This is a genomic window from Sulfuricurvum sp. (assembly GCF_022759005.1).
Lineage (GTDB): Bacteria > Campylobacterota > Campylobacteria > Campylobacterales > Sulfurimonadaceae > Sulfuricurvum.
This window is the reverse complement of sequence record NZ_JAEMQA010000040.1, coordinates 1-26,574: the sequence shown is the minus strand read 5'-3', so window position 1 is coordinate 26,574 and position 26,574 is coordinate 1. Positions and strand designations below refer to the sequence as shown.

Annotated in this window: 24 protein-coding genes and 1 pseudogene; 12 read left to right on the top strand and 13 right to left on the bottom strand. The window is 43.1% G+C overall.

Going from position 1 to position 26,574, the window contains the following annotated elements; genetic code table 11:
- Positions 1 to 166 precede the first annotated feature (166 nt).
- A complete protein-coding gene (locus JHC35_RS02220) occupies positions 167 to 331 on the bottom strand; it encodes a hypothetical protein (RefSeq protein ID WP_295041755.1) in 165 nt (54 codons plus the stop codon).
- Positions 332 to 512: 181 nt separating this feature from the next.
- On the opposite strand from JHC35_RS02220, the gene JHC35_RS02215 reads away from it, so the two are divergent.
- The 3 genes from JHC35_RS02215 to JHC35_RS02205 are packed head-to-tail and all read left to right on the top strand — an operon-like array spanning position 513 to position 1,542.
- A complete protein-coding gene (locus tag JHC35_RS02215) occupies positions 513 to 749 on the top strand; it encodes a DNA-binding protein (protein WP_295041754.1) in 237 nt (78 codons plus the stop codon).
- Entirely contained in the window at positions 746 to 1,087 is a 342-nt protein-coding gene (locus tag JHC35_RS02210; RefSeq protein ID WP_295041753.1) for a type II toxin-antitoxin system PemK/MazF family toxin, read from the top strand. Before JHC35_RS02215 ends, JHC35_RS02210 begins: the two co-directional genes overlap by 4 nt.
- Positions 1,084 to 1,542 (top strand): low molecular weight protein-tyrosine-phosphatase, encoded by a 459-nt coding sequence (locus JHC35_RS02205; protein WP_295041752.1) that lies wholly within the window; start codon positions 1,084 to 1,086, stop codon positions 1,540 to 1,542. Before JHC35_RS02210 ends, JHC35_RS02205 begins: the two co-directional genes overlap by 4 nt.
- Positions 1,543 to 1,605: 63 nt before the next feature.
- Here JHC35_RS02205 and JHC35_RS02200 read toward each other — a convergent pair whose 3' ends face one another.
- From JHC35_RS02200 to purB, 3 genes are all read right to left on the bottom strand, one after another.
- A complete protein-coding gene (locus JHC35_RS02200; RefSeq protein WP_295041751.1) occupies positions 1,606 to 1,971 on the bottom strand; it encodes a hypothetical protein in 366 nt (121 codons plus the stop codon).
- The gene (locus tag JHC35_RS02195) at positions 1,962 to 4,328 is read right to left on the bottom strand and encodes a ribonucleoside-diphosphate reductase subunit alpha (RefSeq protein WP_295041750.1); all 2,367 of its coding nucleotides are present in this window, start codon (positions 4,326 to 4,328) and stop codon (positions 1,962 to 1,964) included. The genes JHC35_RS02200 and JHC35_RS02195 overlap by 10 nt, the downstream gene beginning before the upstream one ends.
- A gap of 113 nt (positions 4,329 to 4,441) precedes the next feature.
- Positions 4,442 to 5,770: an adenylosuccinate lyase gene (purB, locus tag JHC35_RS02190; protein WP_295041749.1), complete on the bottom strand. Its 1,329-nt coding sequence runs from the start codon at positions 5,768 to 5,770 to the stop codon at positions 4,442 to 4,444.
- An 84-nt stretch (positions 5,771 to 5,854) separates the two neighbouring features.
- On the opposite strand from purB, the gene JHC35_RS02185 reads away from it, so the two are divergent.
- Entirely contained in the window at positions 5,855 to 6,772 is a 918-nt protein-coding gene (locus JHC35_RS02185; protein WP_295041748.1) for an RNA pseudouridine synthase, read from the top strand.
- Positions 6,773 to 6,775: 3 nt separating this feature from the next.
- Entirely contained in the window at positions 6,776 to 7,687 is a 912-nt protein-coding gene (locus JHC35_RS02180) for an RluA family pseudouridine synthase (RefSeq protein ID WP_295041747.1), read from the top strand.
- 135 nt (positions 7,688 to 7,822) lie between these two features.
- On the opposite strand, the gene JHC35_RS02175 is transcribed toward JHC35_RS02180, so the two are convergent.
- Both JHC35_RS02175 and ruvC read right to left on the bottom strand, forming a co-directional pair.
- Positions 7,823 to 9,547 (bottom strand): lysophospholipid acyltransferase family protein, encoded by a 1,725-nt coding sequence (locus JHC35_RS02175; RefSeq protein ID WP_295041746.1) that lies wholly within the window; start codon positions 9,545 to 9,547, stop codon positions 7,823 to 7,825.
- 520 nt (positions 9,548 to 10,067) lie between these two features.
- Entirely contained in the window at positions 10,068 to 10,553 is a 486-nt protein-coding gene (gene ruvC / locus JHC35_RS02170; protein ID WP_295041745.1) for a crossover junction endodeoxyribonuclease RuvC, read from the bottom strand.
- 111 nt (positions 10,554 to 10,664) lie between these two features.
- Between ruvC and dnaA the strand changes: the two genes are divergently transcribed.
- The 5 genes from dnaA (at position 10,665) to queF (ending at position 17,547) form a co-directional block, all read left to right on the top strand.
- Positions 10,665 to 11,996, top strand: coding sequence for a chromosomal replication initiator protein DnaA (gene dnaA / locus JHC35_RS02165; protein WP_295041744.1), 1,332 nt, complete (start codon positions 10,665 to 10,667; stop codon positions 11,994 to 11,996).
- Between the two features lie 193 nt (positions 11,997 to 12,189).
- A complete protein-coding gene (dnaN, locus tag JHC35_RS02160; RefSeq protein WP_295041743.1) occupies positions 12,190 to 13,257 on the top strand; it encodes a DNA polymerase III subunit beta in 1,068 nt (355 codons plus the stop codon).
- A gap of 187 nt (positions 13,258 to 13,444) precedes the next feature.
- A complete protein-coding gene (gene gyrB, locus JHC35_RS02155; RefSeq protein WP_295041742.1) occupies positions 13,445 to 15,757 on the top strand; it encodes a DNA topoisomerase (ATP-hydrolyzing) subunit B in 2,313 nt (770 codons plus the stop codon).
- A 6-nt stretch (positions 15,758 to 15,763) separates the two neighbouring features.
- Entirely contained in the window at positions 15,764 to 17,161 is a 1,398-nt protein-coding gene (locus JHC35_RS02150) for an EAL domain-containing protein (protein ID WP_295041741.1), read from the top strand.
- Positions 17,158 to 17,547: a preQ(1) synthase gene (gene queF / locus JHC35_RS02145; RefSeq protein ID WP_295041740.1), complete on the top strand. Its 390-nt coding sequence runs from the start codon at positions 17,158 to 17,160 to the stop codon at positions 17,545 to 17,547. The genes JHC35_RS02150 and queF overlap by 4 nt, the downstream gene beginning before the upstream one ends.
- 28 nt (positions 17,548 to 17,575) lie before the next feature.
- Here the strand turns inward: queF and pstB are convergent, their stop codons facing one another.
- Genes pstB through JHC35_RS02110 form a run of 7 tightly spaced genes read right to left on the bottom strand, consistent with a single transcriptional unit; the run spans position 17,576 to position 24,271 of the window.
- The gene (pstB, locus tag JHC35_RS02140; RefSeq protein ID WP_295041739.1) at positions 17,576 to 18,361 is read right to left on the bottom strand and encodes a phosphate ABC transporter ATP-binding protein PstB; all 786 of its coding nucleotides are present in this window, start codon (positions 18,359 to 18,361) and stop codon (positions 17,576 to 17,578) included.
- 2 nt (positions 18,362 to 18,363) lie between these two features.
- Positions 18,364 to 19,206, bottom strand: a complete 843-nt coding sequence (gene pstA / locus JHC35_RS02135) for a phosphate ABC transporter permease PstA (RefSeq protein ID WP_295041738.1) — start codon at positions 19,204 to 19,206, stop codon at positions 18,364 to 18,366.
- On the bottom strand, positions 19,203 to 20,054 hold the full coding sequence (gene pstC / locus JHC35_RS02130; protein ID WP_295041737.1) for a phosphate ABC transporter permease subunit PstC: 852 nt from the start codon (positions 20,052 to 20,054) through the stop codon (positions 19,203 to 19,205). The genes pstA and pstC overlap by 4 nt, the downstream gene beginning before the upstream one ends.
- 46 nt (positions 20,055 to 20,100) lie before the next feature.
- Positions 20,101 to 21,474 (bottom strand): HD domain-containing protein, encoded by a 1,374-nt coding sequence (locus JHC35_RS02125; protein ID WP_295041736.1) that lies wholly within the window; start codon positions 21,472 to 21,474, stop codon positions 20,101 to 20,103.
- Positions 21,471 to 22,883, bottom strand: coding sequence for a HAMP domain-containing sensor histidine kinase (locus JHC35_RS02120; protein WP_295041735.1), 1,413 nt, complete (start codon positions 22,881 to 22,883; stop codon positions 21,471 to 21,473). Before JHC35_RS02120 ends, JHC35_RS02125 begins: the two co-directional genes overlap by 4 nt.
- The gene (locus tag JHC35_RS02115) at positions 22,877 to 23,551 is read right to left on the bottom strand and encodes a response regulator transcription factor (RefSeq protein ID WP_295041734.1); all 675 of its coding nucleotides are present in this window, start codon (positions 23,549 to 23,551) and stop codon (positions 22,877 to 22,879) included. Before JHC35_RS02115 ends, JHC35_RS02120 begins: the two co-directional genes overlap by 7 nt.
- A 48-nt stretch (positions 23,552 to 23,599) precedes the next feature.
- Complete coding sequence (locus tag JHC35_RS02110; protein WP_295041733.1) at positions 23,600 to 24,271, bottom strand: PhoU domain-containing protein; 672 nt, start codon at positions 24,269 to 24,271, stop codon at positions 23,600 to 23,602.
- A gap of 141 nt (positions 24,272 to 24,412) precedes the next feature.
- On the opposite strand from JHC35_RS02110, the gene pstS reads away from it, so the two are divergent.
- Positions 24,413 to 25,417: a phosphate ABC transporter substrate-binding protein PstS gene (gene pstS, locus JHC35_RS02105; RefSeq protein WP_295041732.1), complete on the top strand. Its 1,005-nt coding sequence runs from the start codon at positions 24,413 to 24,415 to the stop codon at positions 25,415 to 25,417.
- Positions 25,418 to 25,762: 345 nt separating this feature from the next.
- A pseudogene (locus JHC35_RS02100) lies at positions 25,763 to 26,574 on the top strand (hypothetical protein); the annotation flags it as partial.

The following is a 26,574-nucleotide window of genomic DNA, read 5'->3' as shown; positions in this document are numbered from 1 at the left end:
GAGAGCATTTAAAGACCTTACCCCTGATCATGCCCTTCGACAACGTTCAAAAGCCGCTACAGCACTGGGGAAAAGAGATTTATGATGAGCGTATCCAAAATGCCGTACGCATCCTGCCGACCGATACGATTGATGGTTTTTTTATCTGCTTATTGGAGAAAACAATTTAGCGACGCAATGGATTGGTGATTCTCTCATAGATGCTATTAGGAAACGTTTCGACCGACTTAAACTCTTCGTTCTCTTTGATATTTCCTTGTCCTAAAACCGCCAATATTTTCCCAAGTTTATCCTCGGAATCACGGGTAAAAAACATCTCTATAAATTTCACATAGCTCACTCGGATATTGCCGAATAAGGGAAAAATTATAGCTGTGTTACAATTTTATACGTTTTATAGTATTTAACTTAGATTTAAATTATGCTTTAATTCATCTTAAAAGCAATATTTAGTAATACTAAAGTACTTATAAATGGTATAATTTTAGTATTACTCTCCTAAAGGAGCAACCATGCATACCCTTACCCTAAAAACCGATGACACCTTTTATGAAATGATCGGTGATATGGTCAAGAAGCTGGGAATCACCAAAAGTGAACTGATCCGTCGGTCACTCATTCATTACCGTGAAAGCTTAGCGGAAGAGCAGCTCAAAGAGCGAATGAAAATCGCATCGGCAAAAGTGCGTCTTCACTCGTTGGAAATCAATCGTGAACTTGACGATACTTTAAGCGACGGTCTTTCATGAAACGGGGCGATATCGTTTTAGCCAATCTCAACCCTAAAAAAGGTTCCGAGATGGGTAAAGTTCGTCCCGTCCTCGTCTTGCAAAGCAATCTTCTCAACACCATTTCCCACCCTACCACAATTATTATCCCTCTTTCTACGCACCTCATCGACGATGCTTATCCTTTGCGCTATCGTATCCGTGCACGGACACTGCTCCAATACGATTCGGATGCGGTGATTGATCAAATACGTGCCGTCGATAACGTTCGTATTACCTCCGATATCCTTGCCACGCTCAGTACTGAAGAGATGGCGGATATAGATGCGATGGTCAAACTGGTATTGGGACTCAAATGAAATCAATTCTTTTCGTCTGTCTAGGAAATATCTGCCGCTCTCCGATTGCCGAGGGGGTAGCACGATCTTTGATAGAGCAGGGGGGTCATTCCCTCGCTGTCGATTCGGCGGGAACGGGGAGCTGGCATGTAGGCGAACCTCCCTGCAAACACTCCGTAGCGGTGGCCAAAAACCACGGTGTTGATATCTCCCACCTTCGCGCCCGTCAGGTCAAAAAAGCCGACTTTGAATCTTTTGATCTCATTGTAGCGCTCGATCAGAGCAATTATCGCGATCTCAAGTCGATGGGGTGCAAAAATCTGGTGAAATTGGGCGATTACGGTCACGGGGGAGCAGATGTCCCCGATCCGTACTTTTTTGACGGATTTGAGGGATTTGAGAACGTTTACGCGATGATCGAATCGTGTGTAAGTAGATTATTAAATTCCGTTCGCCCTGAGCTTGTCGAAGGGTAAATGTTCATGGTTCGACATACCCAAAAGGCACGTGAGCTCACCACGAACGCTAGTGATTACCTGTTAAAAGGGGAGCTCTTCGTATCCGATAGAAGCTCCAACGATATAAAACGGCGACTCAACACAGCGTCCGCTGTATCTCCCTATCGCTAACGCAGCGCTGTTAGGTGTTAGTTCCACCGTGATCCCCTCCGACATATCCAAAGAACGTAGAACATTATCACTCACCAGCTTTGCATCGCTCACGCCGTCAATGCGAAACGCCACATCGATCCAGTCATAGCCGCGTGCGACATCCTGAACACTGAAACGAATTTCGATAGAAGTAGGGGATAGGGGAGTGAGAGAGCGGATTTCACCTTGAGCGGCATTATCAATGCGCTCCATGAGTTTTTTGAGTGTTGAAGCGCTTAGGGGCTTTACTGGCACCCTTCACACTCCATCGAACGATCCGCCGTATCTTGTTTCGCTTCCGGCGATTGTGAGCGGAGATAGTAGGTCGATTTGAGCCCCAGTCTCCATGCGAGCATATAGATATCGTTGAGATATTTTCCGCTTGCTTTATCAAGAGTGATAAAGATATTGAGACTTTGCCCCTGATCAATCCATTTTTGGCGGATTGCCGCCGCTTTGACGAGGATCGTTTGATCGAGATCGTACGCAGGAGTATAGTAGCCCCACGTCTCAGGACTCAGTTTCGGTGCACACACCGGGATAAGTCCCGAGAGGTTCTCTTCGAACCATTTGCGTTTGTAAATCGGCTCAATCGTCTGTGTTGTCCCTGTGAGAATCGAGATGGATGACGTCGGTGCGATCGCCATCAGATAGCCGTTACGCATCCCTTGGCGCTTGATTGTTTCACGAAGTTCATCCCACTCGTAATTCGGTGCGAACAATCCTCCGCGATCGATCAAATTTTGCACCTCTGCGGTTGCATGATCCATCGGAAGAATTCCGCGGCTCCATTTGGAACCTTCGTATTCGGCATATTTACCTTTTTCTACCGCAAGATTTGAAGAGGCGAGGATAGCGTTATAACTCACCGCCTCCATCACTTCGTCCACTTTGTCGAAATGCTCTTGGCTTCCCCACACGATTTTTTGCTCTGCAAGCATTTGCGCTTCACCCATAACACCCAAACCGATTGCACGGCTACGCATGTTGGTACGTTTTACTTTCTCCAACGGGTAGAAATTCAAATCGATAACGTTGTCGAGTGCACGGATCGCAACCGGAACGATGCGATCGATCTCCTCTTTGGAATTCACGCGAGAGAGATTGACCGACGCGAGGTTACATACCGCCGTTGCACCGTCTACTTTCTCTTTTTCGACGATATAGATCGGGCGTCCATTCAATGAATCGAGCGCCGTAATTTTGTTCGCCGGTTTTTCGATCCCGCTGTCGACACGGACGATTTCATCTTCTTCGAACGTGACAAACGACCCGTCTTCGTATTTGATTTTGATCAAATAGTGGTTCGGCTGTGTATTTTGGAAAATTTCGGTACACAAGTTTGAGCTGCGGATGATTCCGTAGTGATCATTCGGGTTGGCACGGTTTGCACTGTCTTTGAAGCACAGGAACGGACTTCCTGTCTCAAAATACGACGTGAGGATCTTTTTCCACAAATCTTTGGCTTTGGTGTGCTCTTTCACAACGCTCGCATCTTGTTCGAGTTCAAGGTAGCGTTTTTCAAACGCCTCTCCGTAAAGCTCGCTAAGCTCTTTGACGTCGAACGGATCGAACATCGTCCAGATACCGTCTTCGATCACCCGTTTCATGAACATATCGTTGATCCATAGTGCAGGGAACAAATCATGCGCACGACGACGCTCTTCCCCTGAGTTTTTCTTCACATCGAGGAAATCTTTGACATCCATGTGCCACGGTTCCAAGTAAACGGCAATTGCCCCTTTGCGGGTTCCGAGCTGATCGACGGCAATCGCAATGTCGTTGGTGATTTTGAGAAAAGGAACCGTACCGCCCGCCGCATTTTTGTGACCGTCGATGAATGATCCCATCGCACGAACCTGCGTCCAATCCCAACCGATACCGCCGCCGAATTTGGAAAGCAGTGCCATCTCTTTGTACGCATCGAAAATACCTTCGATATTGTCCGGAGCCGAACCGATATAGCATGAGCTGAGCTGATGGCGGGTCGTGCGGGCGTTAGAGAGGGTAGGGGTTGCCATCATTACTTCGAATTTAGACATCATGTCGTAAAACTTTTTCGCCCACGTTTGACGATCCGATTCATTCTGAGCCAAGAACATTGCCACTGCCATAAACATATGTTGTGGAAGCTCGATCGGATTACCTTGTCGATCTTTGATCAAATAACGATCATAGAGTGTTTTCACACCGAGATAATTGAATTCCAAGTCACGTTCAGGGACGATATAGGCGTCCAAATCATCCAAATCGTATTTGTCGCGTAAGCCGAGCAATATACGTCCCTCAGCTTCACCCCGTTCAAAATAAGTTTTAAGGCTACCATACCCCGTAAATCCGTTTACGCGGTGATAAAGATCGTATAAGAAAAGGCGTGCTGCTACGAATGTCCAGTTTGGTGTATCGATATCGATTTTATCTACCGCTGTTTTGATCAACGTTTGCTGAATTTCATTGCTGTGAATACCGTCACGAAACTGTATCTGTGCATCAACTTCCAATTCGCTTTGCGATACGTTGGCTAATCCTTTGACAGCAGCGGAGGTATATTTTTGAATTTTGGTGATATCCAGCGGTTCTCGACGACCGTTTCGTTTAACAATAGTTAACATTTAGCAGCTTCCTTGATGTTCATAAGAGGGGTATTATACCCTCAAAATTTAGAAATTTTCTATCTTATTGCTCTCTATTTTATACAACTGTACAAAAGCAAATTTTGAACCAATTATTTAAATACCCGTGCAAAAATTTTATCAACGTTTTTGGTGTAATAATCATAATTGAAACATTCGCGAATCGCCTCTTCACTCAAACTTTGGCGTAGCTCTTCATCGTCTAACAAATATTGGAGATACAGGCTCTCTCCTTTGTCATTGATCGCGCTTTTACCTTGTTGCAATCCTTCCCATACTTTCATCGCATTGCGTTGAACGATACGGTACGCATCTTCGCGGCTTACCCCTTTTAGAGGAAGCTCAAGTAAAACACGTTGTGAGAAAACTAACCCTCCGGTTAGGTTGAGATTACGCATCATGTTTTCCGGATAAACAACGAGGTTAGCAATAACACTGTTAAAACGGTGCAGCATAAAATCGGCAGTGATGAAACTGTCCGGCAACCAGAAACGTTCAGTCGAGCTGTGTGAAATATCACGCTCATGCCAGAGTGCTACGTTTTCCATCGCTGGGATAACATACGCACGAACCATACGAGCCAAACCTGTAATATTTTCGGTCAAGATAGGGTTACGTTTGTGCGGCATAGCCGATGAGCCTTTTTGCCCTTTTGCAAAAAACTCTTCACACTCATACACTTCGGTACGTTGCCAGTGACGAACTTGAACCGCAAATTTTTCGATCGAACTTGCCATCAATGCTAACGCCGAAGCGAGACGGGCATAACGGTCTCGTTGGATAACTTGGTTAGATGCAGGAGCCGGTTTGAGCCCCAATGCTTCACACGTATACTCTTCGAGTTCTAACGGAGCATGAGCGAAGTTACCCATCGCACCTGATACTTGACCGACAGAGATCACTTCCATCGTTTGTTCCAAGTTTTCCAAATGGCGTGCCATCTCGTCATACCAAACCGCTAACACCAAACCAAACGTAATCGGCTCACCGTGAATACCGTGGCTGCGTCCGACGAGCAAAGTCATCTTGTGCTCAATTGCCCGTTTTTTGATTGACTCCATTACCATTTTCACATCATCGATAATGAGCGCCAACGAATCGCGCATTTGAAGAGCGACAGCGGTATCAACCGTATCCGAAGAGGTCATCCCGTAGTGAAACCAGCGGCTCTCTTCTCCGAGGGTTTCAGATACCGATGTTGTAAATGCAATCAAGTCATGACGCGTGATCGCTTCGATCTCATCAATACGCTCAACCGAAAACCCTGCATTCTCCACAATTTTTTTTGCGTCTTCATCAGGGATGAGCCCCAATTTATTCCATGCCACAACTACCGCTTTTTCAACATCGAGCCACGCTTGATATTTTGCTTGTATGCTCCATTTGGATTTCATCTCTTCTCTGGCGTAACGTTCGACCATAATCTGCTTCCTTAACTATGCTAAAATTGCGCATCTTATTTATATAAATAGAGTTTATCCAACCCTCCCTAAAAAGGAATTAAATTGCCCTTCATTACCAAACGGCTTCACTCTCCGACTCGTCAAAAAGCATTTCGTTTTTTAATGCAGGAGTTAGGTATCACCCAAAGCGAAGCACAACGTCTAATCGCAAAAGGGCGGTTGAGTCAAGAGGGTGAAGTGATGGCAAACAACGCAGGATTCATAGAAGAGGGGGAGTGTGATTTCATCTGTTTTGAACCTTTGACATTAGGATTGGAACCGACATTTATCGAAGAGGAGTTTGCCGTCTATGATAAACCCAGCGGTCTTCTCGTCCATCCCCAAAACAGACATACCCCCTATTCGCTCAACGATGAGATCAAACACCGTTTCGGACATGATGCCAATATCACACACCGCATTGATCAAGAGACAAGCGGTTTGGTTTTAGCGGCACGCAATAAAATCTCTGAGCGTATTTTAAAAATGATGTTTGAAGAACGGCAAATCACCAAGCGTTATCTGGCTATGGTCAAAGGTCATCTCAAAGAGTCTTTGGATATTCAAGAACCTCTTTTGCGTCGTGAAGATGAATGCTCTATCGTCCGTATGATCGTCAAAGTTCATCCGGAGGGTAAACCTTCCCGTACTTTTATAAAACCGCTGGAGTATTTTCCCTATACCGATACGACTCTCGTCGAAGCTTCTCCTTATACCGGTCGTCAACATCAGATACGGGTTCATTTGTTCCACGTGGAACATCCGATTGTCGGTGACCCGATCTACGGACAAGATGTGAATAATGCCGTCCGCTTTTTGGATCGCGAGATGAGTGCCGAAGAGCGCTTAAATAATACGGGCGCTTCCCGTTTACTCCTTCATGCCCATTCTCTTGAATTCAGCTACAACCAAATCGACTACCGTATTATCTCCAAAGAAGATTTCATCACACAGTGTTTTGATGCCATGAAAGCTAAATAGACTATGCCGTTCGTTTCCAAAAAATTATTTTCTCCCGTTCGACAAATGGGGATCACCCTTTTAATGAATGAGTTGGGGCTCTCTCGAAGCGATGCACAGCGATACATCGTTAGAGGTCGATTGAGTCAAAACGGCGTTATACTGGATGAACAATTCGGTATGGTAGAGGGAGAATGTGATGTGGTTTGTTTTATCCCTGAACCTCAAGGAATCAAACCGCTGTTTGTCACTAACGACTTTGCTATTTATGACAAACCCAGCGGTTTGAGAGTCCATCCAAACAACCTTGATGGTTGCTATACGCTGAACGATGAGATCAAACATACGTTTGGAATGGATGCTAACGCTGCCCATCGTATTGATCAAGAGACGAGCGGTCTTGTTTTAGTCTCTCGTCACAAAGGATCCGAAGGGGTTATAAAACAGTTATTCGCTAACCGCTCTATCTCAAAATACTATTTAGCGATGGTTAGAGGCAATCTAAAAGAGCCCATGGAGATTCATGCCCCTTTGTTTCGAAACGATCACCCCAACCTCAAAATCTCTATGGTTGTCAAAGTGGATTCAAAAGGCAAACCCTCTCATACTTCTATCATTCCGCTGAAATATTTTCCTGATATCCATATGACTCTGGTAAAGGCTGTTCCTCATACGGGTCGTACCCATCAGATACGGGTTCACTTGTTCCACGTGGAACATCCGATTGTCGGTGATCCAATCTACGGACAGAGCATCGAAGATATACACCGCTACATTGACAAAGAGATAAAAGGGATTGAGAGGATCAATAATACAGGAGCAAGCAGGCTTTTACTCCATGCTCAATCGCTTGAATTTGAGTATGGGAATGAAGTGTATAGGATAGAGTCGGAGAAAGATTTTGTGCGAGAATGCTTTGAAGCTATGAAGATATAAATGCACTGTACTTTTCTCTTTAGTGAGAAAAGTACCAAAAGAACATACCATGATCCAAGAACGCTCGTTCCTCTCGGCACTACTGCCTTCGGAACGGCTCTATGGTTTGGATCATGAAAATTTAAAAAGAATACGTTACGCAGCGTTATTTATATACCGCTGCCGTTTTGCCTCTTTGATTTTGCGAATATCAACCAAAATATATCCATCAATACAGTTGTTAAAATCGGTATCGATACCGAAATCCATAAACGTCACACCGCCCTCTTCGCAGAGTTCGCTGTATTGTTTATAAAGGGTAGGAACCGATACGTCCAACGCTTTTAGATAGTCTTTTAGGAGACGAAAATCCTCATTATAATTGTCTCCGCTGAACAAATTTTTAAACTCATTTTGAACGTATTCCGAAAGACGGAAAGGCGATTTTGCCTTTACCGTTCCATCGGAATTTCCAAAATAATGGGTATAAAAATAGACCAAAGCTTCCTGTGCGTGTTTCGGAAAACTCCCCGAAATGCTTACCGGTCCCATCATATATTTGATATGTGGATTGTGACTCAGATAGGCACCGATCCCCTGCCAGAGATAATCAAGAGCACGACTCCCCCAGTATTTCGGTTGAACAAAACTCCGCCCCAATTCGATTGCATTATCGAGAATCGGATCAAAACGATCGCTCATCGTACACAAATCGGACATATATAATCCCTCTTTTCCAAGCCATGATAATATCCATTCGCACTCGCCGATACGATACGCACCGGCAATCTCTAGAGCCTCATCATCCCATAAAATCAAATGATGATAATAACGATCGTACTGATCAATATCGCGTGCATGACCGCTCCCTTCTCCCACTTTTCGAAAGGAATATTCTCTAAGTCGACCGATTTCATTGATAATATTTGGCGAATTTTCATGCTCGATCAAATAGATCTCTTTACCATCATTCGTCAAGCCCAATCGTTCGCCGCGCCGTAATTCGTTTCTTAGCTCCTGCCGAGAAACCGGATGAGCAATAGAGCATTCTGTAGGATAAATCCCTTTTTTTCCTTGAGCGATTCGAAAGAGATGTTTACGGAATAATTTGGCGTGACGCTTTTCACTAAAGTTAAAATCGTTAAGGACTTTTTCACTTACCATCTCTCCGATAGTAAAATCAAACACCCGATTTCGTGCTGCAAATAATTCATGACTCAAAAGCAATGCACCCAAAGGTTTATAGATCCATGATGCGGCATAAAACAATAAACTATTTTTCCCTTTTATGTGGATTGGGAGAATTGGTGTTGCATTGCGTTTTGCAAATTTTATAAATCCCCCTTTCCATATCCCCTCTTTTACTCCCAAAATTCCTGCACGGGAAACTTCACCGGAGGGGAAAAAGATAACTGCTTCTTCAGCCTGTAATGCATTATCAATCTGTCGCAACGCAGATTTGGAAACACGTTCGTTGATATTGTCTACACCGATCAAAAACTCTTTGAGCTGAGTGATCTCTCCCAACATACGATTGGCAACAATCTTAACCTTTTTATCTTGGCGAACCGAACACACCATCTGAATCAAACAAAGGGCATCCAAAGCACCCAAAGGGTGATTGGCAACAATAATCACTTTTCCCATTGAGGGGATATTCTCTATTTGCTTGTGTATTGTCTTGTACGAAACATTGAGATTTTCCAAAACGGCATCAACAAATTCCAAACCGATTTTTTCCTGATGATTTTCCATAAACCGATTGATCGATTTTTCATGAACGAGTAACCGTAAAAGCGAAACAACCGTTTTATGAACCAATGAGGGGTAATGGAAAATTTTTGGATGTTCTTTTCGTAAAATTGTCTCTGTATTGATCATGACTATCCCTTTTTTTCTTAACAGCTATATGATTTTCACATTTACGCTATAAAAAGGTAAATCATGTTAATTTCAGATTGATTACATTTTTATTACGACTGTATTACTCTCCAAAAAGCAAATTTTTCAATGAAGAATGTGAATAACTTTTTATAACATGACCTTAATGATTTATTAAAAGATAAAAATTCTTTGAAACCCCGATAAATAGGGATTTAAGCGTGTTTAAAGGTAGTGATTTTCAGTCTAGTTTTAGATAAAAAATTTCTGAAGATTTTGTTTTTTTGCGGACATTATGAGCAAAATTCGAGACTTTTTATTCACAATGAAGTCACAGTGTGAATATTACACATTTTGTTGAATTTGGAAAAAAATTTGTGAATTTCAGAAATCTTTTAGTGCCATAACAGAGATTAACACTTAAGCATCTCATCAATCTCAAAATATTAAGGTTCTCTAAGCCTCTTTGGATAAACTTCTGATTCTGCGGTCTCCCTGGTGTGTTGACCGCACCTCCTACTTATTTTTTATTTTTCTCCAATTTCACCCTTTGGGCGTGAGTGATCGCTACTGCCATCGCATCGGTTATATCGAGCGGCTTAATCTCTTTTGTTATCCCCAATATCTGTTTTACCATAAAAGCAACTTGTTCTTTTGCCGCTTTTGCTTTTCCCGTCAACGCTTTTTTCACCTGCAAGGGTGTGTATTCGGCAAACATTCCGTATTCTTGTAAAAGCTTCAAAGTAATAGCACCTCGAAACTGTGCGAGTTTTAATACCGTTTTAGGGTTATGAGCATAAAAAATATCTTCCATCGCCACTTCGTCGATGGTATGTGCATGAAACAGCTGCTCAATCGCTTCGCACACTTGAGGAATTTGATATTGCAGCGCCTCACTCTTCATTTTAATGAGTCCCGCTTCGACAAGGCGGATTTTTTGCCCTTCGATTTTAACAATGGCATAACCGCAATTACGGGTTCCAGGATCGATCCCCAATATATTCATAATTTTCCTTATTCACATAGGTGAAATACAACTATTCACATTTTGTTTGAGCCTAATTATAGGGAAATATCGGTATGATTTAGTAATTTATTCACAGGGGTTGAAAAAAAGATGAATTCGATCGGCAAACAGGTTTTAAATGCTCTCAAAGGGGAAATCAATGAAATTGATTACCAACGCTACATTAAACAGCTGACCTATGATGAGAGTGAATCCAAAAGCAACCTTGCCGTCTATCGTGCCCCAAATGCACTCATCGCCAACTGGGTGCGAACCAAGTTTGCCGATAAAATTGCCCATCTGTTCGAAATTAAAACCAATATCAAACCGACTGTCTCTATTTTGATCCAATCCGCTCAGTCAACCACTACCGCACAAAGCCAAGCCATTTCATCGACACCGACGGAACGTCCAAGCGGATCTTTGCTCAATCCGTCCTATACGTTTCAAAACTTTGTTGTCGGAGATTCGAACAATTTTGCCTTTATCGCCGCAAAAAACGTCAGTGAAAAACCAGGTGTCGTCTACAATCCCCTCTTTATCTACGGCGGAGTGGGGCTGGGAAAAACCCACTTGATGCAATCGGTGGGAAATGTAATGCTCTCTCAGGGGAAAACGGTCATCTACACCTCGGTAGAGCAGTTTCTCAACGATTTTACCCGACATCTCAGTAACCGTACGATGGATCGATTCAAAGACAAATACCGCAAATGTGATTTGCTCCTGATTGATGATATTCAATTTTTAAGTAACAAAAACCAAATCCAAGAAGAGTTCTTCCACACCTTTGATGCATTGCGCAACGAAAACAAGCAGATCATCATCACCTCCGATAAACCTCCTAAAAAAATCGGAGGTCTCGAAGAGCGTCTAAAAAGCCGATTCGAATCGGGACTGGTTGCCGACATTCAACCCCCTGAACTTGAAACCAAAATTGAGATCATCAAGAAAAAATGTGAAATAAACCGTGTCAAACTCGATCGTGAAGTAATCAACTACGTCGCAACGATAATCGAAAACAACACCCGTGAAATCGAGGGGATTCTCTCCAAACTCAATGCCTATTCACAGCTCATGGGTGTTGACATCACCATCGAATTTGCCCGAAACGTCCTCAAAGAGCAAATGGCGGAAAAACGGAGCAACATTACAACCGATCTGATCATGGATACGGTTGCCAAAGAGCTTAATATCAAACCGAGCGAAATACGATCTAAAAGCCGTAACAGCAACATCGTCTATGCACGCCGCATTGCAATCTATCTCGCCCGTTCACTCACCCCCAATTCAATGCCTCAACTGGCTCAATATTTCGGAATGAAAGATCACACTGCCGTCAGTCATACGATGAAAAAAATCCAAGAATTGATGAAAAACGATGAAGATTTTAGAATGAAAATCGAAGAACTCTCTAATAAAGTTTCAATTGCCACCCCTGAATAACATTTTAGGTTTGTAAAGGGGTATTAAAAAAGATATAATTCCCATTACGTGAATAGATGTGAATGAAAAGATGGTTGTTCATCACATAGAGAAATAAAGGTGACACGGGGGTTTTTGAGGTGTTTTCACCCATTCACACCCCCTTATTACTAACTACTACAATTAATGCTTTATATAATAAAAGGAGTCTTTTATGAAAATCACCGTTGATAAGTCGGTTTTGGAGAATATCCTTCTGCATCTACAACCTTTTTTAGAAAAAAAAGACACATCCCAAATTACCTCTCATATTTTTCTCTCAACGGATGGAAGAACGTTATACGCAAAAGCAACCGATTATGAAATCGGACTCATGATTCAAACTAACTCTATCAGTGTTGAAGAACCGGGATCACTTACCGCTAACGGTAAAAAGCTTTTGGATATTATCCGTATTCTCAAAGATGAAGAGGTAGAACTCTCTTTGGAAAAAGAGACCTTGATTATTCGCCAAAAAAGATCAAATTTTAAACTCCCAACCTATAAAAGTTCAGAATTTCCATCATTTCCTACAACAGAGAACAAACCGAACATTGTTATCAACTCACATCTTTTGATCGAGTCGTTGAAAAAAATCACTCCTGCAGCCGATACAAACAACCCCAAGTTTGAGCTCAACGGTGCTTTAATCGATATCAAAAGCAATCAGATCAATTTTGTATCTACCGATACCCGTCGTCTTGCATTGGTACAAATCGACAGTCAAAATGATGCAGAACTCTCAATTATTGTTCCGAAAAAAGCGATTATCGAGATTCAAAAAATTTTCAACGACAACATTGAAATTTATTACGACAATACCCATCTCATCATCAAATCGGAAGATTCACTTTTCTATACCAAACTGATCAACGGTAAATTTCCTGATTACAACCGTATCATCCCAAGAGAAGCTCACCGCGTTCTAACATTGCCTAAAAGTGTAATCGTTACCGCAATCAAACAGATCACGACCATCTCAAATGATTTGAAACTTACCTTCCAAAGTGACTCAATTTTGTTTGAGAGTTTGAGTGATGACAATATCGAAGCAAAAACAACCGTTGAAATTGAAAATGGTTTTGAATCACCGTTTATCCTTGCGATCAACAGCCGCTATATTTTGGACTTTTTGTCTCAAGTTAATAGCACTGAATTTACACTCGAAGCAAATGAATCAAATCAACCTTTCGTCCTCAAAGACCAAAATTTCAAAACCATTGTAATGCCGATCGTAATTTAATCTCATTTCTCCGTTCGTGGTGAGCTCACGTGCCCTTTGGGTATGTCGAACCATGAACTCACACTTCGACAAGCTCAGGACGAACAAAAAAATATCCTTCATTTTTTCTAATTCTTTATAAAACTTTCTTTTTAGTTTCATTACGGTAAAATGAAGCACTATAACACGCAAAATCGCGGGAGCAATCATGGAACAAAACTACGGTGCCAGTAACATTAAAGTCCTAAAAGGTCTCGAAGCCGTTCGAAAACGACCGGGCATGTATATCGGAGACACAGGACATCGCGGACTTCACCACTTGATTTATGAAGTTGTCGATAACTCAATCGACGAAGCGATGGCAGGGTATTGTGATACCATCACGGTAACATTGACCAAAAACGGAACGGCAATCGTCACCGATAACGGGCGGGGTATTCCGACCGATATGCATCCGACAGAAGGGATTTCTGCTGCAACCGTCGTTCTAACCGTATTGCATGCCGGTGGAAAATTTGACAAAGATACCTATAAAGTTTCAGGCGGTTTGCACGGGGTAGGGGTTTCGGTTGTAAATGCTCTCTCCTCTGACTTAAAAATGACAATTCACCGTGAAGGTCAAATCTATCAACAAAACTTTAAATGCGGTATTCCTCAAGAACCGTTAGCCGTTACTGGGACAACACGTAAACGGGGAACAACGATCGAATTTTTCCCGGATCCAAGTATCTTTACCGAAACCATCATTTTCGACTACGACTATTTGGCAAAACGGTTCCGTGAACTGGCATACCTCAATCCGAAAATTACCATCATCTTCAAAGATGAGCGCAACGGTGCGGAAAATACCTACCATTATGAGGGGGGTATTAGCCAATTCGTTACCGATGTGAATAAAAAAGCGGTTGTTGCAACCCCTTTTGCATTCAGTGAAAAAATCGAAGATATCGAAATGGATATCGCATTGATGTATAACGAAAGTTATGATGATAAAACATTTACCTTCGTCAATAACATCAATACCCCTAACGGAGGTACACATGAAGCGGGTTTCCGTGCGGGACTTACCCGTGTTATCTCTAACTACAACAAACAAAACGGTAATGCAAAGGAAAAAGACGTTCCTCTAACGGGTGAAGACGTATCTGAAGGGCTTATCTGTGTCGTATCGGTACGTGTACCGGAACCTCAGTTTGAAGGACAAACCAAAGGGAAACTCGGAAATACGTATGTTCGTCCGTTGGTACAAAAAGTTACCTACGAAAAATTGACCAAGTATTTCGAAGAAAACCCGATTCAAGCCAAAGCAATCGTTCAAAAAGCCCTTATGGCGGCACGCGGACGTGAAGCGGCGAAAAAAGCGCGTGAATTGACCCGTCGTAAAGATGCGATGACGGTAGGAACTTTGCCGGGTAAATTGGCCGATTGCCAAAGCAAAGATCCATCAATCAGCGAACTGTATCTGGTGGAAGGGGACTCTGCGGGCGGTTCGGCGAAGCAAGGGCGTGACCGTGTTTTCCAAGCAATTTTGCCGCTTAAAGGTAAAATTCTCAACGTTGAAAAAGCCCGTTTGGACAAAATCCTCAAAAGCGATGAAATCACCAACATGATTACCGCTCTTGGGTGCGGAATCGGCGATGAATTTAACGAAGAAAAACTCCGTTACCACAAAATCATTATCATGACCGACGCCGACGTCGACGGTAGCCACATTCAAACATTGTTATTGACGTTTTTCTTCCGTTATTTGCCGAAAATCGTCGAAAACGGATATCTCTATTTGGCACAACCTCCGTTGTACCGCTACCAAAAAGGGAAAAAAGAGATTTATTTCAAAGATGATCGCGTTATGAATGCGTTCTTGATCGAAAACGGTATCGGAGCTCTCGAAGTTGAGAACATCGGTGCCAACGATTTGGTCAGTTTTTTCAAAATGGTTGACCACTATCGCTCAACACTCGATGCTCTTGAACGACGTTATGCGTTAGTCGATTTGATCCGTTATTTCATTGAAAACCCTGATATTGTCGGATTGCCGATCCAAGAGATGTATACGAAAGTCGAAGCGTTTTTGAGTTCTAGAAACAACAATATTTTGAGTAAAAGTGTCAATGACGAACAAATGCACCTGTTTGTTCAAACCGAAAGCGGGTTGGAAGAGTTGATCATCAACGACGAACTTTTCACTTCACCGCATTTTGCCGAGGCAAACTATATCTATCAAAAAATCCAAGAGTGGAATTTGCCGCTTGAGGGTGATTTGCTCGAACTTTTAACCAAAATTACCGATTTCGCGAAAAAGGGATCGTATATCCAACGTTACAAAGGTTTGGGGGAAATGAATCCTGAACAGCTTTGGGAAACAACAATGACACCGGAAAATCGCGTCTTGCTCCGAATTACGATTGATGATGCGGAAGCGGCGAGCGAAGCGTTTAATCTCTTTATGGGAGATGACGTAGAACCGCGTCGTAACTATATCGAAACACATGCAAAAGATGTTAAACATTTGGATATTTAACCCTTTATGACCTACCCTGAAAAAAAAGAGAGAGAACACCGGTTTGCATTAGCTTTGCGGATGGGATTACCGATCTTTTTTTTAAGTGTGGTCTCTCTTTTTGCACTCCTCTCACAGCGGTACACAACCTACTCATCACTGATTGTCCTCTCTATAACGATTTTGGGAGTGATGGTCTATTTTATTTTTTATCTTATTTACCAAAGCAACCGAGAAAATATCACCGATTCGATCATCCATACGTTTACATCCGAGTATTTTTTTCAATTGGCATTAAAAGCTTTTAGAAAAAAAACCCATACGATCGTGATGATCAGTGTGGAGAATCTAGGGTTGATCAATGAGCGATACGGTTTCAAAAACGGCGATGAAGCTTTATTGACAACAGTACGGAAAATAGACCGTTTTTTTCGTGAAAAAGGGATCGAAAAGCTTCCGATCGGACGAAACAAAGGGGGAGATTTTCTCCTCTTGCTGCCGGGGGAAAAACAACAATATATTCCGCTGATTGAATTGTTTTTGAGTAAATATCAAAATTTTGTCCATCGTGAAATTGAGATACATCTCGAAGCGGTCGCCGTCGACTCCCGACTTTCGCAAGAGATCGAGTTATTAATAAGTCGTTTGTATGAGCTGTACAGTGATCGGATCAGAAGTGAAAAAGAGGAACTCTACACGATTAACGAACTCGAATCAGAGATCATCAGTGCGTTGGAAGAGAAACGGTTTTCAATCGGATTTTGGCCGGTATGCTGTGATGAATACGATGTGTATGACACAACCGTAAAATTGGTTGATTCGCGTGGAGAATTCATCCACCAAAGTCGCTATGTACCGACTCTCAATCGACTTAATAAAATGCGTTTGCTGGAGAGTGACGTGATTGAACACTTAGGCTCATTATGCGATGAGCGAAAAAGAGATTTTGTGGTAAACATTTCATCGGTAACGCTACGAAATCCCCATTTTTTCGAGCACGCTTTGACACTTTTTGAACGCTATCCGAAAGCCCGTTATAAAATAACGCTGTTATTTGAAGAAAAAGAGTATTGTCACCAGCTTGACCGGTTCGCTCAGCAGATTGCCCACTATCGAAAAGCGGGGTATAAAATAGCGCTTGATCGCTTGGGCGGGTATCATACAACACTTTTGTACCTCAAAGAGCTCGAAATTGATTTGGTTCGATTCGATACCCTTTACAGCCGAAGCATCAAAAAAGAGGGTCACCAAAATATTTTGCAAGGGCTTAATCTCAGCGCCCACCTCTGCGGCGCAAAAACATGGATATCCATGATAGAAGATGAGGGATCGGATCAGATTGCCCGATCATTAAAAATCAATTACCGTCAGGGCAATTATCTGGGTAAAATTTTAAGTGAAGAACAATTACAAGGAAAAGAATGAAATACGGTGAACAAATCGTTGAAAATTTTGATGTAGAAAAAGATTTTGAAATTTGGCCCAATGAGCATGAACGCGATTACGTCATCAAAGTGACATTGCCGGAATTCACCTGTTTGTGTCCGCGCAGTGGATATCCCGATTTTGCGACGATTTATGTTGAATATACACCGGATAAATGGGTAGCGGAACTCAAAGCGATCAAGTTATACATTAATTCGTTCAGAAACCGCTATATTTCTCACGAAAACAGTGCAAACGAGATTTACTCTACCTTCGAGAAAAAAATCGCTCCTAAGCGCTTAAAAGTAGTTGCGGATTATTATCCGAGAGGGAATGTTCATACGGTAGTGGAGATTGATAGTGAAAAGATGGTGAAAGAGAAGTAAGAGGGTATAAAAGGCAAAAGCCTTTATATCACCCGAATTTACCCGTAATATACTCTTGGGTCAATTTCTCTTTCGGGGTGACGAAGAGCTCTTCGGTATGCCCCAGCTCAATCAAATCTCCTAAATACATAAATCCGGTGTAATCGCTTACGCGCGCAGCTTGCTGCATATTGTGGGTGACGATGATGATACTGACACGCTCTTTAAGCTCGATAACAAGTCTCTCAATCCCCTGTGTAGAGATAGGGTCAAGTGCAGAAGTCGGTTCATCAAAGAGGAGAACCTCAGGCTCAACCGCAATCGCCCGTGCGATACACAAACGCTGCTGTTGACCTCCGGAGAGACCGTTAGCATCGTGTTTAAGACGATCTTTTACCTCTTTCCAAATAGCCGCATCTTGGAGCGCTTTTTCGACACGCCCTTCCAGCTCAGTTTTGTTTTTAATCCCTTGAAGGCGCATACCGTATGCGACATTATCGAAAATCGACATCGGAAACGCGGTCGGTTTTTGGAAGATCATCCCGATTTTGGTGCGAAGATGGATTAAATCTTCTTTGGGATCAAGGATGTTACGCCCCTCAAACTCGATCTCCCCTTCGTATTTGTTTCCCGGATAGAGATCGTGCATACGGTTGAACGAACGAAGCAATGTTGTCTTCCCGCACCCTGATGGCCCGATCAATGCTGTAACAGAGTGTTTGGCGATCGGCATGGTCACTTTTTTCAAACTCGGTGCGCTCGCACCTTTGTAGGTAAAACTAAAATCACGGACGTGAAGTGAACATTCATCTTTGATATCGATAATACTTGCCATAATTATTTCCTTTTTCCGGCTAATAAAATAAGTCGTCCCACAATATTGAGACCTAAAATAAACATCGAGAGGATGAAAGCGGCTGCCCATCCGAGTTGTTGCCAGTCATCGTAGGGACTGATCGCATAGTTGAACATTGTTACCGTCAGCGAAGGCATCGCTTCGTTTAGATCGGTAGTAAAAAAGTTGTCGTTAAACGAGGTAAAGAGTAGTGGTGCGGTCTCTCCGCCGACCCGTGCGATACCGAGCAACACACCGGTCAAAATTCCCGCTTTGGCACCGCGGTAAACGACATTCATGATCACTTTGTATTTTGGAGCACCCAGAGCGAATGCCGCTTCGCGCAACGTTCCCGGTACGAGTTGAAGCATATCATCCGTGGTACGCAAAATGATTGGGATCATGATGATCGCCAGAGCAATCGCTCCCGCCCATGCACTGAAATGTCCCATCGGCATAACGACTATGGCGTACACAAACGCTCCGATAACGATCGAGGGAGCCGACATCATAATGTCGCTGATATCTCGAATCGTATGAGCGAGTTTTGAATTTTTACCGTATTCGCTGAGATAAGTCCCTGCCATAATCCCCAGCGGAACACCGATGAGTGTTGCCAAACCAACAAGGATCAGTTGTCCTACAAGAGCGTGTTTAAGTCCGCTTTCTTCGTAGCCTGGAGGAGATCCTTCGAACACAAAGATATTCCAGCTGATCGAGTGGATCCCTTTCATCACTAAAACCCCGAGAATCCAAAACAAAAAGGCGAGGGCGATGATAGCACTCAGCGTCGAAAATCCAAGCGCGATGCGATTAATAATGATCCGTTTTTGGGTTGCGGTCATTGTTCTTTCCTCCCTTTACGTAAAAAGTAAAATTTTGCCACGGCGATTACCACAAAACTCATTATGAGTAACGTGAGCGCAAGACCGAACAAACTCGAAAAATAGAGCGACGAATCGGCTTCGGTAAATTCATTAGCTAATGTGACCGGAATCGAGGTGGTCGGATCCATAATGGAGCTTGGGGTATGGTGGACATTCCCCATCACAAACGTTACCGCCATCGTCTCACCGATTGCACGACCCAGAGCAAGGATGAGCGAGCCGATAATACCCGCTTTCGCGTAAGGGATGATAACGTCTTTGATAACGTCCCATTGGGTACCGCCCAGAGCGTAGGCAGACTCTTTGAGGATGTCAGGAGTGGTGTTCATCGCATCACGGGTAACTGCCGCCATAAACGGGAGAATCATGATCGCCAATACGATCCCTGCGGCCAACAAACCGATCCCCATTCCTCCGAAAATATCGCGTAAAATGGGAACGAAGAAAAACAGCCCCCACATCCCGTAGATGACAGAGGGGATTGCGGCGAGTAGCTCGACGCTCACTCCAAAGAACCCTTTGATTCTATCGTGAGCGATTTCGCTGAGAAAAATCGCAACCCCGATTGCAACCGGAATGGCCAACAGCATCGCCAAAAACGTCGAAGCGACAGAACCGAAGATCGCTGCATAGGCACCGAATTTTTCGAGATTCGGCGCCCATTCGTCTTTGGTGATAAAATCAAAGCCGAATGTCTGCATCGCCTCGGTCGAGTGATTAAAGAGAACCACAAATATCCATGCAACGATGAAAAGAATCAGCAAAGCGCTGGTTCGGGTCATATTTAGGAAGATTTTATCAATCATGCCAAGCCCTTGAGCAAAAAATTAGGGCAATTTTATTGCATAATGATTACAGTTGAGTTACGAGCCACTTACGAGCCTCTTCGTGAGTGGCAAATTTTTGATGGAGTTGTGCACGATAAGCCCGCTCTAAAATCGCTTTAAACTCGGTTGAGGGTGTTAACCCAAGCTCTATCAAATCGCGTCCCATAATCAGAGGCTTAGGAGGCTCATACAAAACATTGAGTGCCGAGGCTCTCTCATAAAGCCAATCCCCCGCGTCAAAAGTTTCAGGAGTCGATCCCTCGAACAAGCGTCCGAAGAAATCGGCTTTGGCAACACGGATAAGATCGTTGATGCACACTTGGGTACTTAAACGCAAAATATCACTGTCACCGGCATGGGAACGGTAGAATTTTCGCGGTGCGCCGTGATAACGTATAAGGGGGAGTATCCGTTCGATGAGATCTTTATCGTCGGTAATTAAGGCCAACCAGTTGCGGGCGATTTCAACACCCTCTTCGGCGTGTTTCGGAGCATTAAATTGATTGTTTTCAATAACCGTCGTGAAAGGTTTTCCGATATCATGCAACAGCATTGTGAGCATCAGTACCATGTCATCACGCCACTCTCCGCTTCGAAATGTTGCCATTGTATCAAGGGCCATCAGGGTATGGTTCCAAACCGACCCTTCAGGATGAGAAGCTTTTTCCTGCGGTGTTGTTTCGAGTTGATCCAAAGGGGAGAAAAATCTCAATCCTCCCATCTCACGTAATAAACGCAGTCCGATCGAGGGAGAGGCACTTCGCAACAAAAGCTTTTTAAACTCTTCGAAAATCCGCTCCTTCGGCAATTCGGCGAGTGCACCCTCATCGATCATTTCACGGCATAGTGCCAATAACGTATCATCACATGTGAGTTCAAAACGGGCGGCAAACTGCATCGCGCGCAATACTCTCAGAGGATCATCCACAAACGTTTCGGGGTCAACACAGCGGAGGATTTTTTTCTCCAAATCCTCCATCCCGCCAAACGGATCGAGAAGTTTTTTCTCTATCGGATCATATCCTATGGCGTTGATGGTGAAATCTCTACGGCGTGCGGCGGCGGAAAAATCTAGATGGGTGTGCCATACCGTTTCGAACCCTTTGTGTCCAAATCCCATTTTGGATTCGGTGCGCGGCGGGGAAAAATCGATATCATATCCCTCATAGGAGAGTTTGATAACCCCGAAGCTTTTTCCGTAAAGCCCGATTTTTCCGAATGGTTTTAGGAGTGTTTCGAGTATTTCGAGAGAGGGTACACCGTAGAGTTCGATATCCAGATCATGGGTGATGTGAGCGGTGAAATGGTCTCGAACGAATCCTCCGACGATGAGAGGTTTGATCCCATGGTGCGAGAGATGTTCTACCAGTCGAACCAGAGGGGGAGGGATGGGGATCATTTTTTGGACTTGCCCTTTTTGTCGATCATTGAGACAAGCGAGAAGCCAAAGGTTGATCCGACCCCTTGGATACTCTCTATCGTGAGGGCTGAATCGTGGAGTTTGAGAATGTAGCTGACAATCGAGAGACCCAATCCCATCGAATTATCCCATCGATTTTTTTGGACGCGGTAGAATTTGGAGGTGATTTTATCAAGTTCGTTTGGGGCGATTCCGATCCCTTTATCGGCAATACGGACGGCATCTTCGGTGAGGATCACGCTCACCTCTTCTTCGGAATACTTCAGTGCATTATCGATCAGATTGGTGATGACTAGCTCCAGCATGGTTTTGTCGGCAAATATCTCTTTCGACGAGCCTTCAAAGCGGATGGAGCGTTCCGGATATTTTACCTGTAAAATTGAAATCGAGTCCAAACAGATATTAGCGATATCAAAAGTAGTCGGTTTGATCGAGAGGTCGTTATTTTCCAATTTTACGGAAAGGGCCAAACGGTCTAACATCAATGCCACACGGTGAGTATTGGTGAGAATTTTATCCAAAAACTTTTGGCGGATTTTCGGATCGATATTGATATCGTCATGAAGCGTTTCGGCGTATCCCATGATAGCGGCGATCGGATTTTTAAATTCGTGGCTGATTGCCGAGAGGATATCGTTTTGCTGTTTGTTGATCAATCTTAGTTTGGCGGTGTGTTTACGCTTTTGTTTGTCTCGGTTGTGGAGCTTTTTGACCAGATTTTTGAGCAATATCGAGATTTGCAAAAACTCCCGAAAATATTTGGGTTTTATAATAGCACGGTAATTTTTAGCCGAAACTTCATCCAGATAGCGGGTAATCTGGAGAATATCATAACGGGCTTTTTTGGAGATGTTATAGGCGATTATCAAAGCGATGACAATCAATACGCTAAAAGCCCCAACGAGTTGAATCCATAGAGCATAAAAGTGTTTCATTACCCCATCAAGACTCATAGCAAGACGGATATAAAATGTTCGTTCAGGGGTAATGATTTTATGAGCGACGTAGATAAAATCAGTTTTGACCGTTTTGGAATATCGGACAGATACCCCAAAAGGCTCCGTCATAGCGTGCATCACTTCAACACGCCCTAAATGGCTTTCCATCGTCGTCTTATCAGCATCGCTTTCGGCTATTACGGTTCCGTTTTCATCGATAATGGTGACCCGTAAGAAGGTTTTTCCTGAGGCTTGGGCGACAAAACGGTCGAAATCATTGGTAGAAGTTAGAAGGGGCTCTAAAAGGTTGATATTTTCAATCAGACGCTCTTCCCCCTCATGAATGATCATCGATTTAAGGGAAAAGTAGCTGATTAGCGAGGCAACAAACAGTGCGGCAACAAACAGCCCCAACACATTAAGAAAGAAGAGCTGATGGATCCTTAGCACAATGTGTATCCGACTCCCCGTACCGTTTTGATGTAGTCTTTGGTTTTTTCGGGATCAATTTTCTCTTTGAGTCGGTTGATCGCGACATTGACGGTACGATCTTGGTATACCTCATCACCTTCCCATACGTGTTCGAGGAGATAGTTGCGATCGAGGACGACGTTTTCATTCACAATCAATGCGTGCAAAAGATCGAATTCCAGTTTTGTCAGCTCGACCGATTTTCCCTCGATCAGCACGGTGCGGGCAGCGAGATTTAGGGTGATGTCACGATAGGTGATGTCTCCGTCGCTGGAGAGTTTTTTAGTACGACGCAATACCGCTTTTACCCGGAGTACCAGCTCTTTCATGCTGAACGGTTTGGCGATGTAATCATCGCCTCCCCGCTCGAACCCTTGCTCAATCTCTTCATCTTTATGCTTGGCACTCACAAAAATAACAGGCGTTTGAATCCCTTTTTTTCGCAACGATTGAACAAACTCAGATCCTTCCGCACCCGGAAGGTTGCGATCCATTAAAATGAGATCAATCTGTTCTTCTTCGAGTGCGGTAAGTACATGTTTGGTGTTCAGAAAACCGATGGTTTCAAACCCCTCTTTAGAGAGGTGATACTCCATCAATTCCAAAATATCCTGTTCATCTTCGACAATCAGTATCAGTGCTTCCACTGCAAACCTCTTTGGGATAGATTTTGAATAAATACGCATGTGATGAAATTAGTTGTGGAGATTTAATTCTCCCCCTTTTTGGGCGAAAAGCATCAAAGACGCGATATTGACGGTACGATCGCCGATACGCTCTAATTTACGTAGCGTTCCCAATACTCTGACGTATTCTACCGCCAGATCATCGGCATCGATGATGAGGTTTAAGAGCTCTTTTTCCATAATAGAGAAAAGATCGTCGTTTTTAGACTCTTCGACCATCACTTTGCGATAAACATCTTCCGCGTCACATGATTCAATAGCGTCCAAACATTCAATAATGTATTGTAACGCATTAATCGTCGTTTTGTGCAATTGAATGATCGCATTGGTTAAAACCGACATATCGCATCCTCCGACACAGTGGTCATGGAGACGTTTGCTGTATTTTTTGAGCCCGTCACCGATACGGTCGATTTCATTGGTCATTTTCAGATACGCAACGAGCAGACGCAGTTCGTCTGCTTCGGGACCAAACAGTGCAAATGTTTTGATGATTTCGTTATCGATTTTATTCGCATCGATCTGGAGATTTTTGATATGAGCACGTGACGTTTCGTACATCTCCATATTTCCTGTTTCAAAAGCGTTGAGTGTCTCTTCGCTCGATTGAATAATTTGGGAGAGGATCGCAGAAATCATTGTACGGATTTCATTGAGCTTGTTTTCATAGCGTGGTAGCATAGATGCGCCTTTGTATATAATTGTGTGCGCGATTGTAACGATGGTTTATAACAGTGTGATTACAAAAACCGAAGTGTTTGTAACCGTTTCGTTATCAGCTGTTTTTAAAATAGCGTCATCAAAATTCCAAAAGGATTTCCAATGTTCAAAAAAGTAACACAAGGTTTAGTGATTGCTGCTATCGCGGCGACATCAATGATTGCAGCAGATAAACTCAACGGCGCAGGTGCTACGTTTCCGGCTCCATGTTATTATGACTGGGCATACAACTACGAGAAAGCGACCCATATTCGTGTGAATTACCAATCCATCGGTTCAGGTGGCGGTATTAAACAAATCACTGAGCGTGTAGTGCAGTTTGGTGCAACGGATGCTCCTTTGACTCCTAAAGAGTTGGATGCGGCAAAATTGTATCAATTCCCTGCGGTATTTGGTTCAGAAGTTGTTGCTTACAACATCCCTGGTGTTAAAGATGGAGCGTTGAAACTTAAAAACAGCGTTGTTGCTGAAATTTTTGCAGGAACCATCACGATGTGGAACGATCCTAAAATCGTAGCCGATAATGCAGGGCTTAACCTTCCGGCACAAAAAATTGTTGTTGCTCACCGTTCAGACGGATCAGGAACAACATACGTATTTACCGACTATTTGAGCCATGTTTCTCCTATGTGGAAAAGCAAATTCGGAACCGGTAAAGCGATTGGTTGGGCAACCGGTGTCGGCGGAAAAGGGAATGAGGGTGTAACCAACATCATCAAACAAACTCCTTACTCTATCGGATATATCGAAACCGCATACAAAGATAAAAACCATCTCGCTGCTGCGACACTTCAAACGGCTAGCGGCAAATGGGTAGAAGCGAAAACAGCCAATGTACAAAATGCGATTAAGCAAGCGTCATGGTCTAAAAAAGACCACTTCTACGGTTCGATCGTCGCGGAAAAAGGGGACTCTACCTATCCTATCGTAGCGGCAACCTATATCTTGATGCCACGTGAAACACGAGATATTAACAAACAAACCATCGCATTTTTTGATTACTCATTCCGTAATGGAGACAAAGCGGCAGAAAAATTGGGTTATATCCCACTTCCTGTTGAAACAACAAACCTTATTCGTGAATACTGGAACGAAAACGTAAAATAAGTTTTCTTCTCATTCTGTTTACCCGATGCCGTTCGTGGTGAGCCTGTCGAACCATGAACACCCTTCGACAGGCTCAGGGTGAACGGATAAAAAATTACAATTTTAAGCCACCTCTAAACATATTTGAGTATGTTTAAAGGTGTCTTTATAGACCCACGTTTCTTTCTCCTTCTTCAATTCCTTAAGTTTTGCTTGCCCCTCCTTGCGTATGCGTTCGGGTGAGCGTTTTTTCTACAAACTCCTCTGTTTTATATTCATTTTCCTTATTGTAATCATTTTGTAATGTAACATTAACGTAATCTACTTTTTCTACAATGACACCATTAAAAAACAGGAGTGAATCTTATGAAAAAAGTAGCGTTATCTGCCCTTGCTGCGGCAATGATGAGTGGTGCGGTTTATGCCGATACATTAACACTTTATACGGATGCTAAAACAGGTCAAGTTTTTACAACACCAGGTGAAGGCCGTACAGAAATGGGTGATTTTATCGATGCGAAAAGCGTTGATATGGCAAATCGTGAGCAAGCATCTTCATTGAGTGAATATCAAGATTCAATGAAAAAATACGTTAATGTAAAATCAAAAGCAAAAACGCTTGATTTTAGCGGAGAGCATTATTTTGGATTTACTAGCAACACGTATGGTGCTAAAAGCGCTAATGGTAATGACCGTTCTGCCGGCTTCGAAGCTCGCCGTAACTATGTTCAAGTAAAAGCTTTTTTCAATGACAAAGATTATTTCCGTGTAACTATGGATGCAACAAAAGAATTGGAAGCGACAAATTCGTTGCAAACACTAGATACTAAAGGCGATGGCCCAGCCAATGTTATCATTAAATATGCTTATTTGTATCTTGATAAAGTTCTCCCATACACAGGTGTAGAAATTGGTATCGCACACCGTCCATGGATCGATTACGAAGAGCATAATGCATGGAACTATCGTTCAATCAACAAAGTTATTTTAGAAGACAAAATCGGTACTACAGGTGTTGATACTATGAACTCGGCGGACTTGGGTGTGAATTTCCAAACAAAAACACCGTATTTCTCTAGTGAACTCGGTTTATTCAATGGTGAAGGCTATCACTCGACAACCAATCAAAAGCTTAACACCGGTATGTCTGCTGAATGGCGTTTGACAGGTCACGTAAT